Source organism: Streptomyces sp. SA15 (genome assembly GCF_002291145.1).
Classification (GTDB): Bacteria; Actinomycetota; Actinomycetes; order Streptomycetales; family Streptomycetaceae; genus Streptomyces.
This window is the reverse complement of record NZ_NTGE01000041.1, coordinates 29574-39558: the sequence shown is the minus strand read 5'-3', so window position 1 is coordinate 39558 and position 9985 is coordinate 29574. Positions and strand designations below refer to the sequence as shown.

The window sequence follows — 9985 nt, the reverse complement described above, 5'->3', positions numbered from 1 at the left end:
GCTCGCACGCAGGGCACGGGAGCCGCCACGGCGCCCGAGAGCCGGCGCCGTGGGACCGGCCCGCTGCTCGCGCAGGGCCAGGGACACGGAGGAGCGCTCGGTGGCGCCCCGGTCGCCCCGACCGAGGTGTCCGCACCGCTGCTGCCGGGCGTGCCGGCGCCTGCGGCGGTCGAGGAGGGCGTCCACTCACTGACCGCTCCCGTGCTGGCCGGTGCGGCCGCCATGTCTCCTCTGATACGTCCGCTCAGTGCCACCCCGCCGATCACCCTGACCGCGTGGTCCACGACCCCGGACCTCCAGGCACCCGGCCTGCTCGCCGGACCCGTCCCCGACAGCACCTCAGCGTCGTCACCGTCCGCCTCTTCGGGTACTGCCCGCTGACCGGCCTCTGCGCCGCGGCGGGCGAAACTGGTTGAATCCAGGGAAGTCGACGAACTGCGGCCAGCGCCGACGAGCCATGCCGGGGCAGGCCGTGACTGTGGGGAGAGCATGAACGAGGGGAAGCCCACGAGGGCGGGGGGAGCCGCGCCGACGCCCGACGAGGTGCCGCCGGGCGGTACGGGGACATCGGACGACACCGGGGCGGGCCACCGTCCCGACAGATCCGACGGTGACTTCGAGCTGAGGGCTCCGCAGGACGTGTCCTCCGACCCGTCCTCCACGGAGGGCGACTTCGAACTGCGCCGGCCGGATGCGGGTCCGGGGGCAGCGGGTACGCCGACAGGCGACGCGCGGACGACGGCAGCTGAGGGTGCGTCTGCCGGGGAGAACGTTTCCGAGACCGTGGCGGCACGTTCGGGCGGGCCCGTAGCGCCCGTCAGCGAGCGCCCCAAGCCCCTGCACGACCCCGACCCCTACAGCACCCCGCCGTACGGCGAGCCGGGCCCCTGGGCCCCCGCGCCGCCCGTGCAGCACCCGGCGACCACGCCCGCGCACGGCACGGCGGTCCCGGCGCCGACGCCGCCCCCACCCCAGGCACCGTCCCCCACCGCCCCGGCCACAACTCCACCCCCGGCCCCAACCCCACCTCCGCCCCCGCCTTCCTCCACCCCCTGGCAGAACTACGATCCCTGGGCCCCGGTCCCCGCCCCCCTCCAGCAGAACGGCGCGGCGGTCCCCAGTACGGATCAGCGGCGCAGCCGGGTCAGGAAGGGCCTCGTCGGGGCTGCCGTGCTGCTCGCCGTCGTCTCAGGGGGCGTCGGTGGCGTCGTAGGGGCGCATCTGGAGCGCAACGGCGGCGTGGCGGGGAGCGTGGAGTTGCCGCAGGCCGGTGTGGAGTCGGCCGGGCGGGCCGCGGACAGTGTGGCCGGGATCGCCGCGCGGGCCCTGCCCAGCGTGGTGACCCTGCATGTGACCGGATCCGAGGAGCAGGGCACCGGCACCGGATTCGTGCTCGACGGTCGCGGTCACATCCTCACCAACAACCACGTCGTGGAGCCCGCCGGGTCCGACGGCGAGATCACCGTGACCTTCCACAGCGGGGACACCGCCAAGGCCACCGTCGTCGGGCGGGACAGCGGCTACGACCTCGCCGTCGTGAAGGTGAGCGGCGTCAGCGGGCTCAAGCCCATGACCCTCGGCAACTCCGACAACGTCCAGGTCGGCGACCCCGTCGTCGCCATCGGCGCCCCCTTCGACCTGGCGGGCACCGTCACCTCCGGCATCATCAGCGCCAAGGAGCGGCCCATCACGGCCGGCGGCGAGAGCGGCGACGCGAGTGACGTGTCGTATGTCGATGCGTTGCAGACCGACGCGCCCATAAATCCCGGCAATTCCGGCGGGCCCCTTCTCGACTCCCGCGCCCGCGTCATCGGCATCAACTCCGCCATCCGCTCCGCCGACGACGGCTCCGACTCCGGCGGCGGCCAGTCCGGCTCCATCGGCCTCGGTTTCGCCATCCCCGTCAACCAGGCCAAGCGCGTCGCCGAGGAACTGATCAACACCGGCAAGGCCACCCACCCGGTGATCGGCGTCACCCTCGACATGGACTACTCGGGTGACGGCGCGCGCGTGGACGGGAAAGGCAGCGGCGGCGGCCCGGCGGTCACCGTGGGCGGACCCGGCGACAGGGCAGGCATCGAGGCCGGCGACGTCATCACCGAGGTCGACGGCGCGCGTATCCACTCCGGTGAGGAGCTCATCGTCAAGACCCGGGCCCACCGCCCCGGCGACCGCCTCGAACTCACCCTGGAGCGCGACGGCAAGGAGCGGAAGATCTCGCTGGTGCTCGGGTCCTCCGATGGCTGAGCGGGCGGGGAGGCAGCGGCCGAGCCGAAGCGAGACTCACATAAATGTCACAGAAGAGGCCCCGCCGCCGCCCCATCACCCGCCCCACTAGGCAAACAACCCGGAAAAGCCCACACGTACCCGCATTCGGAGGCCTCGGGACAGTACCGGTCGTACGGGATCGCCGGGTACCGTGGACCCGGCCCGGACCACGGAAGACCCGCACAGACCACCGAGGGCCGAGGACCGAGGACATCGCAAGGAGCTTCAGGTGTTCAATGACATAGGACCGCTCGAGCTGATTACGCTCGTTGTCCTTGCCGTGCTCGTCTTCGGTCCGGACAAGCTCCCGAAGGTCATCCAGGACGTCATGCGGACCGTCCGCAAGATCCGTGAGTTCTCGGAGAGCGCCAAGCAGGACATCCGGCAGGAACTCGGCCCGGAATTCAAGGACTTCGAGTTCGAGGACCTCAACCCCAAGACGTTCATCCGCAAGCAGCTGGACAACGACGAGCTGGGGCTCAAAGAGATCCGCAACGGCTTCGACCTGAAGAAGGAGATGGCCGAGGTCACGGACGCCGTGCACGGCCGTGAGTCGGAATCGTCCTCGTCCTCCGGGTCCTCCGATTCCGCCGGCTCCTCGGGAGCCCGCGTCGACATGACCAAGAAGCCCGAGAGCCCCGGCGACGACCGTCCGCCGTTCGACGCGGACGCCACCTGAGGCGTAGTCATGTTCCCCCGTACGTGATGCGTTTCATACTCCTCCTGCGCCTCAGTACGGCCTGAACGCGCCCCCTTGAGCGACCCACGCGCCGGGAGGCTTCCCGGCTGCTCGCAGTGGTGTGGCTATGCTGCCGAGTTGTTGTGCGGGCCGTACACAACGAGCAACGCCGCCCGAAGGGGGGCGGGCCGTACGGTCCGACGAGAGCGAGGAGGCGTCCGGGCACATGGAGACGACGAGTCGGGCAGTCGCGCAGGCGCCGGCCGCGGAGGACGGACAACAGGTCCCCTCCGCCCGGCGCACGGTGGACGGCTACCTGCTGGCGCCCTTCCCGTGGTACGGCCTCGATGAGGCCTTCACGGGGCCGCGCTGGCTGATGCAGGTCGGTACGGCGGCCGATGGGGCCGTGGAACACGGTTCGATCGGGCACGGTGACGAACCCTCCGTACGGAACGAGGCCACGGAGGACAAGGAGAAGTTCGCGGTGGTGGTGACCGTCGCGGCGAATCCGTCCCGGAGGAGCGCGGACGGTACGGGGCTGCTGGAGGCCACGTCGGTTTCCTCGGCGGCCTGGCTCGCGGGTGTGGGGTTGCTGACCTTCACCTGGCCCGGCCAGATGGACCACTCCCTGCGCGACGACTGGCTGGAGCAGCAGACGGAAACGGCGTGGGCTCTCGCGGACGACCTGGACGGTTCGGACTGGTCGACGCTGTCCCTGCCCGTGGACGGGGTGCCGAGGCCGTTCCACTACCGCGAGTCCGAGTTCGGCTGGGTGCTGGCCGGGTCGACCCAGGAGGGGGTGCACGTGGGGGCGTACGGGAGAGGCATGAGCGCGTACGGTCTCGGGTTCGCCATGATCAAGGACATCGCGGCGTACGCATAGCGCGGTGCTACGACGATGGGGGCGCCGTCCGCTGAGACGGCGCCCCCATCGTCGTAGAGGAAGATCTAGAACTTGTTGCGCGGCGTGATCCCCAGGGACAGTCCCGAAAGGCCCCGCTGCCGTCCCCCCAGCTTCCCCGCGATCGCTCGCAGCGCCGAGGCCGCCGAGGAGTCCGGGTCCGTCAGGACCACCGGCTTGCCCTCGTCGCTGCCCTCGCGGAGGCGGACGTCGATGGGGATGTTGCCGAGGACCGGGACGGACGCACCCGTCGTGCGCGTGAGGCCGTCCGCGACCGCCTGGCCGCCGCCCGTGCCGAAGACGTCGACCATCTCGCCGCAGTGGGGGCACGGGAGACCGGACATGTTCTCCACCACGCCGACGATCTTCTGGTGCGTCTGGACCGCGATGGAGCCCGCCCGCTCGGCCACCTCGGCGGCCGCCTGCTGCGGGGTCGTCACGACCAGGATCTCCGCGTTCGGGACCAGCTGCGCCACGGAGATCGCGATGTCGCCCGTGCCGGGCGGCAGGTCGAGCAGCAGGACGTCCAGGTCGCCCCAGTACACGTCCGCCAGGAACTGCTGGAGGGCGCGGTGGAGCATCGGGCCGCGCCAGACGACCGGGGCGTTGCCGGGGGTGAACATGCCGATCGAGATGACCTTCACGCCGTGCGCGGACGGCGGCATGATCATGTTCTCGACCTGGGTCGGACTGCCGTCGGCGCCCAGCATGCGCGGCACCGAGTGGCCATAGATGTCGGCGTCGACGACACCGACCTTCAGTCCGTCGGCCGCCATCGCCGCCGCGAGGTTCACCGTCACCGACGACTTGCCGACGCCGCCCTTGCCGGACGCGACCGCGTAGACGCGGGTCAGCGAGCCCGGCTTGGCGAAGGGGACCTCGCGCTCGGTCTGGCCGCCGCGCAGCGCGGTCGCCAGTTCCTTGCGCTGCTCGTCGCTCATCACGTCCAGCGTGACGTCGACGCGGGTGACGCCCTCGACGCCCGAGACCGCGTCCGTCACCCGCTGCGTGATCGTTTCGCGCATGGGGCAGCCGGAGACCGTCAGGTACACGGTGACCGCGACCGCTCCGTCCGCACCGATCTCCACCGATTTGACCATCCCGAGTTCGGTAATGGGGCGGTTGATCTCGGGGTCGTTCACCGTCGCCAGTGCTTCGCGCACCGCGTCTTCCGTAGCCATAAGGACGATGGTACGGCGCTGCACAAGCGCCCCGGAAAGCCCGTCACCGGTCGTCTACGTCACGTCGCCGTGTCCGCTCCGCCGAGACCGCGTGGAATGCGCTGTGCTCGTGATGGCCGTCCCGGCGCCCCTCCAGCTCCTTGACCACGTCCTGGAGCTCGGAGCGGATCCAGTCGCGGGTGGCGACCTCGCCCAGGCCGATGCGCAGGGCGGCGATCTCCCGGGTCAGGTATTCGGTGTCCGCGATCGACCGCTCGTTCTGCTTGCGGTCCTGTGCGAGGTCGACCCGGGCGCGGTCGTCCTGCCGGTTCTGCGCGAGCAGGATCAGCGGGGCCGCGTAGGAGGCCTGGAGGGACAGCATCAGGGTCAGGAAGATGAACGGGTACTCGTCCCATCGCAGGTGGCGCGGCGCGAGGGTGTTCCAGGCGACCCAGACGATGATCACGACCGTCATCCAGACGAGGAACCGCCCGGTGCCGATGAAGCGGGCGATCCGCTCCGACAGTCGTCCGAAGGCCTCCGGGTCGTACTCCGGAAGCAGCTTGGGCCGCGGCGGACGCGGCTGGTCGAGGCGGGGGCGGTGGCGGGTGGCGGCTGTCGCCCCGGCCGGGACGCGCTCGCGTACGGTCTCGCGCTCAGGAACCATCGGTGGTCACCTCCTCCTCGTCCAGGTGGAACTCGGTCTCCCGCCAGTCCTCGGGCAGCATGTGGTCCAGTACGTCGTCCACGGTCACCGCGCCGAGCAGCGATCCGGCCTCGTCGACGACGGGAGCCGCCACCATGTCGTACGCGGCGAAGAACCCGGCGACGGCGGGCAGGTCCGCCTCGGGGTCGAGTGGTTGCAGGTCGCTGTCCACGATCGAGCTGACCAGGGAGTAGGGCGGCTCCCGCAGCAGGCGCTGGAAGTGGACCGTGCCGAGATACTTGCCGGTCGGCGTCTCGTCGGGCGGGCGGCAGACATAGACCTGGGCGGCGAGCGCGGGGGACAGGTCGGGGTTGCGGACGCGGGCGAGCGCGTCGGCGACCGTGGAGTCGGGCCGCAGCACGACGGGCTCCGTCGTCATCAGACCGCCGGCCGTGCGCTCCTCGTACGACATCAGGCGCCGCATGTCGGCCGCGTCGGACGGCTGCATCAGGCTCAGCAGCCGCTCCTGCTCCTCCGACGGCAGTTCGCCCAGCAGGTCGGCCGCGTCGTCCGGGTCCATGGCCTCCAGGACGTCGGCGGCGCGCTCTTCCTTCAGCTTGCCGAGGATCTCGATCTGGTCGTCCTCCGGCAGCTCCTCCAGTACGTCGGCGAGGCGGTCGTCGTCGAGGGCGGCGGCGACCTCGGCGCGGCGCTTGGCGGAGAGGTGGTGCAGGACGTTCGCCAGGTCGGCGGCGCGCAGCTGCTCGAAGGTGGCGAGCAGGGTCTCCGCGCCCTGGCCCTGCTCCTCCAGGGAGAAGCCGGTCACGGCGGACCACTCGACGGTCAGCGTCTCGCCCTTGCTGCGGCGGAAGGCGCCACCTTTCTTCCCCTTGCGTACGAAGACCCGGTCGATCTCCCAGTCCCGGCGGGTCGGCAGTTGATGCACCGCCAGGTCGAGGACGGTGACCTCCTCGCCGGTCTCCACGAGCGTGACGCGCCGGTCGAGGAGCTCGCCGAAGACGAGCCGCTCGGTGGGCCGCTGCTCGAAGCGGCGGACGTTGAGCACGCCGGTGGAGATGACCTGGCCGGACTCGATGCTGGTCACGCGGGTCATGGGCAGGAAGATGCGGCGGCGGGTGGCGAGTTCGACGACCAGGCCGAGCAGCCTCGGCGGACGCCGGCCGACCCGCAGCATGACGACCAGGTCCCGTACGCGCCCCACCTGGTCGCCGGTCGGGTCGAAGACGGCGACGCCGGAGAGGTGCGAGACGAAGATCCGGGGGGCGCCCGCTGCCATGGCTGTGCTTCCTTTTCGTGCGGGATTCGTGCTGAGGTGCTGCGTGGGTCGCTGGGTGGACCTCTTGGGGTGTCCGTTATCCGAATTGCCCGCTCGGGTGGGCTTCAGGCTAGCCCGTCCCGATCGGATACGCCCTGGTGAGCGGTCCGGACGGCCTGGCTCCGCCATGGGTGTACGGCACCGGTACGCTGCCGTACGCCGCTGAAGGACCCTTGTCAGAAAGGCAGCGCCACCTGTGACTGCGATTCCCCGGCGCCGTACCGGCAGGGCCGCCCTGATGGGCGCGATGTGCGCCCTGGTCGTGACGGGGACGGGCCTGACGGGATGCAGCGAGGACCCGGACGCGGGCACCAACGGGGTCGGCAAGCTGCCCGCCGCCCAGATCCAGTCGAAGACGCGTGCGGCAGCCGAGGCCGCCGGCGCCGTACGGCTCTCCGGGAACGTGGTCGTCGGCGAGCGCACGTACCGGCTCGACATGCGCCTGAAGTCCGACGGCGCCACCGGCTCGGTCACCGCCCAGGACACGACCTTCCAGTTGCTGCGGGTCGGCGAGCACCTCTTCCTCAAGGCCGACGCGGACTTCTGGACCGACGCGGACGGCAAGGGCGACGGCTCGGACGCGGCGGCGGCCCACAAGCTGGACGGCAAGTATGTGAAGGTGCCGCAGGGCGACCCCTCGTACAAGAAGTTCAGCGTTTTCACGGACAAGGACGTCCTCCTCGACGGTCTGCTGACGCTGCACGGCGCGGTGGACAAGGACGGCCACCACGAGCAGGCGGGCGTCCGCACCATCCGCATCACCGGCGCCGACGGCTCCGGCGGCACCCTCGACATCTCCCTGGAGGGCCGGCCGTACCCGCTCCGCCTGGTACGGGGGGGCGGCGCGGGCACCCTGACCTTCTCGGCCTGGGGTAAGGACTTCGCCCTGAAGGAGCCGGAGAAGGACGAGACGGTCGACTACGGCAAGCAGCTGCCGTCGTCCTAGGCGAGACCCGGGACTACCGCCGCTTGCGCTTCTTCATGAGCAACCGCGGCAGCCCCGCCGGAATCGGCTGACGAGTCGTCGCCGGCGTCGGCAACGGTGCCTCGGCCAAGCTGCCGGCCGGCAGGGGCGTCGTCGTCCCGGTCGGCTCCAGACGGAGTACCCGGCATTCGCGGGCCCAGCGCTCCGTCATGGTCTCGGCGTCGGGGGCGTTCAGACGCTTGCCCTTCAGCTCGGCGACCGCCGCCTCCCACTCCTCGGAAGCGGGCGCGAGCTCCACGACCTTCGCGGCCCACGACACCAGCCGGCCGCCCTTGTCCTTGCTGCGGACCGTGACCTCGGCTTCGGTGCCGTCGGCCAGCCCCGGCAGCGGTTGCTCGCCGGGCCCGTCGCCGACCAGGCAGGCCGCGCCGTCGTGCCAGACGTGCCACAGGGCGCGGGCCGGGCCGCCGGGACCCTTGACCCAGATGAGGCCGGACTTCTTCGTGGCCTCCTCGACGAGGGCCTGGTCGAGCAGCTCGCTTGTCATGAGCCCAGCCTATCCAGGCCCTACAGCCAGCCGTTGCGCTTGAGCGTGCGGTGGATGCCGAGGCAGAGGGCCACCGTGACGCCCATGATCAGCGGGTAGCCGTACTTCCAGTGCAGCTCGGGCATGTGGTCGAAGTTCATGCCGTACACCCCGCACACCATCGTCGGTACGGCGATGATCGCGGCCCACGAGGTGATCTTCCGCATGTCCTCGTTCTGCGCGACGGAGGCCTGGGCGAGGTTGGCCTGGAGGATCGAGTTGAGCAGCTCGTCGAAGCCGATGACCTGCTCCTGGACACGGGCGAGGTGGTCGGCGACGTCCCGGAAGTACTTCTGGATGTCCGGGTCGATCAGCCGCATCGGACGCTCGCTCAGCAGCTGCATGGGCCGCAGCAGCGGCGAGACGGCCCGCTTGAACTCCAGCACCTCGCGCTTGAGCTGGTAGATCCGCGCCGAGTCCACACCGCGCGAGACCCCGCCCCGGCGCCCCGGCGAGAAGACCTCGGTCTCCACCTCGTCGATGTCGTCCTGCACGGCGTCGGCGACCGCGATGTAGCCGTCGACCACATGGTCGGCGATCGCGTGCAGCACCGCCGAGGGGCCCTTGGCGAGCAGCTCGGGGTCGTCCTGGAGCCGGTGCCTGAGCGCCCGCAGCGAGCCCTGCCCGCCGTGCCGGACGGTGATGAAGAAGTCCCGTCCGGTGAAGCACATGACCTCGCCGGTCTCGACGACCTCGCTGTTGGCGGTGAGCTGGTCGTGCTCGATGTAGTGGATGGTCTTGAAGACGGTGAACAAGGAATCGTCGTACCGCTCCAGCTTGGGCCGCTGGTGGGCCTGCACCGCGTCCTCCACGGCCAGCGGGTGCAGCCCGAACTCACTGGCGATGCCGGAGAATTCGGCCTCGGTCGGCTCGTGCAGACCGATCCACACGAAGCCGCCGTCGCGCCGCACCACACGCATCGCCTCGTGCGGGGTCAGCGGCTTGTCCATCTGCACGCGGGCGCCGTCGCGGTAGACGGCGCAGTCGACGACGGCGGAGGGCGTCGAGGGGTCGCGGGTGGTGTCGTACGCGCCGGCGTCCTTGCGCAGGGAGACACGGGACGGGCGGACGACGGCACGCAGGTCGCGGATCATCGACATGGCAGGCTCCTTCGTGACAGGCAACGAAAGGGCGCCGACGACGGGTGGAACTGCCCGGAATGGGGACGTCCTGACAAGGGGTATCCGCACCCTTTAGGGGAAGGATGTTTGGCACGTCCACAAAGCGGGGAGCACCGCACCGTCGCGGTGGCGAGCTTCGCTACTGATACAGCTGTGGATACAGCTCAGACAGATCAGGCAAAACGAAACGAAGCGCTCTTCCGCGGTGAAGCGAGTGCGAGAGGTGGCAGCCAGCCAGAGCCAGAGCAGCTACATCAGCGGCGGGAAGAGCGGGTGCTACTGCACGGTCGACTTCGGTCCATTGCAGCCCCACCTCCTCCGGCCGGTCCCTCGTAAGGGAGTTCCTTCGGCGTCGGGGCTTGA

Annotated in this window: 9 protein-coding genes and 1 pseudogene; 5 read left to right on the top strand and 5 right to left on the bottom strand. The window is 70.6% G+C overall.

The annotated features are described in order from the left end of the window. The 4 genes and pseudogenes from CLM62_RS07540 to CLM62_RS07525 form a co-directional block, all read left to right on the top strand. Positions 1-381: pseudogene (locus CLM62_RS07540) on the top strand (zf-HC2 domain-containing protein); the annotation flags it as partial. A 108-nt stretch (positions 382-489) separates the two neighbouring features. Further along, complete coding sequence (locus CLM62_RS07535) at positions 490-2247, top strand: S1C family serine protease (RefSeq protein WP_179381990.1); 1758 nt, start codon at positions 490-492, stop codon at positions 2245-2247. Positions 2248-2497: 250 nt separating this feature from the next. Then, positions 2498-2947: a sec-independent translocase gene (locus CLM62_RS07530; protein ID WP_095749075.1), complete on the top strand. Its 450-nt coding sequence runs from the start codon at positions 2498-2500 to the stop codon at positions 2945-2947. 226 nt (positions 2948-3173) lie between these two features. Continuing rightward, positions 3174-3830 (top strand): hypothetical protein, encoded by a 657-nt coding sequence (locus CLM62_RS07525; RefSeq protein ID WP_179381989.1) that lies wholly within the window; start codon positions 3174-3176, stop codon positions 3828-3830. Positions 3831-3895: 65 nt separating this feature from the next. Here CLM62_RS07525 and CLM62_RS07520 read toward each other — a convergent pair whose 3' ends face one another. Genes CLM62_RS07520 through CLM62_RS07510 form a run of 3 tightly spaced genes read right to left on the bottom strand, consistent with a single transcriptional unit; the run spans position 3896 to position 6951 of the window. Beyond that, positions 3896-5029: an Mrp/NBP35 family ATP-binding protein gene (locus tag CLM62_RS07520; RefSeq protein WP_095749073.1), complete on the bottom strand. Its 1134-nt coding sequence runs from the start codon at positions 5027-5029 to the stop codon at positions 3896-3898. 43 nt (positions 5030-5072) lie between these two features. Then, positions 5073-5675, bottom strand: coding sequence for a DUF1003 domain-containing protein (locus CLM62_RS07515; protein ID WP_095749072.1), 603 nt, complete (start codon positions 5673-5675; stop codon positions 5073-5075). Further along, positions 5665-6951: a magnesium transporter MgtE N-terminal domain-containing protein gene (locus CLM62_RS07510; protein ID WP_095749071.1), complete on the bottom strand. Its 1287-nt coding sequence runs from the start codon at positions 6949-6951 to the stop codon at positions 5665-5667. Before CLM62_RS07510 ends, CLM62_RS07515 begins: the two co-directional genes overlap by 11 nt. 235 nt (positions 6952-7186) lie before the next feature. On the opposite strand from CLM62_RS07510, the gene CLM62_RS07505 reads away from it, so the two are divergent. Beyond that, positions 7187-7936 (top strand): hypothetical protein, encoded by a 750-nt coding sequence (locus tag CLM62_RS07505; RefSeq protein WP_095749070.1) that lies wholly within the window; start codon positions 7187-7189, stop codon positions 7934-7936. Positions 7937-7949: 13 nt separating this feature from the next. Here CLM62_RS07505 and CLM62_RS07500 read toward each other — a convergent pair whose 3' ends face one another. Further along, on the bottom strand, positions 7950-8462 hold the full coding sequence (locus tag CLM62_RS07500) for a hypothetical protein (RefSeq protein ID WP_095749069.1): 513 nt from the start codon (positions 8460-8462) through the stop codon (positions 7950-7952). 20 nt (positions 8463-8482) lie between these two features. Continuing rightward, a complete protein-coding gene (locus CLM62_RS07495; RefSeq protein ID WP_095749068.1) occupies positions 8483-9601 on the bottom strand; it encodes a magnesium and cobalt transport protein CorA in 1119 nt (372 codons plus the stop codon). Positions 9602-9985 lie beyond the last annotated feature (384 nt).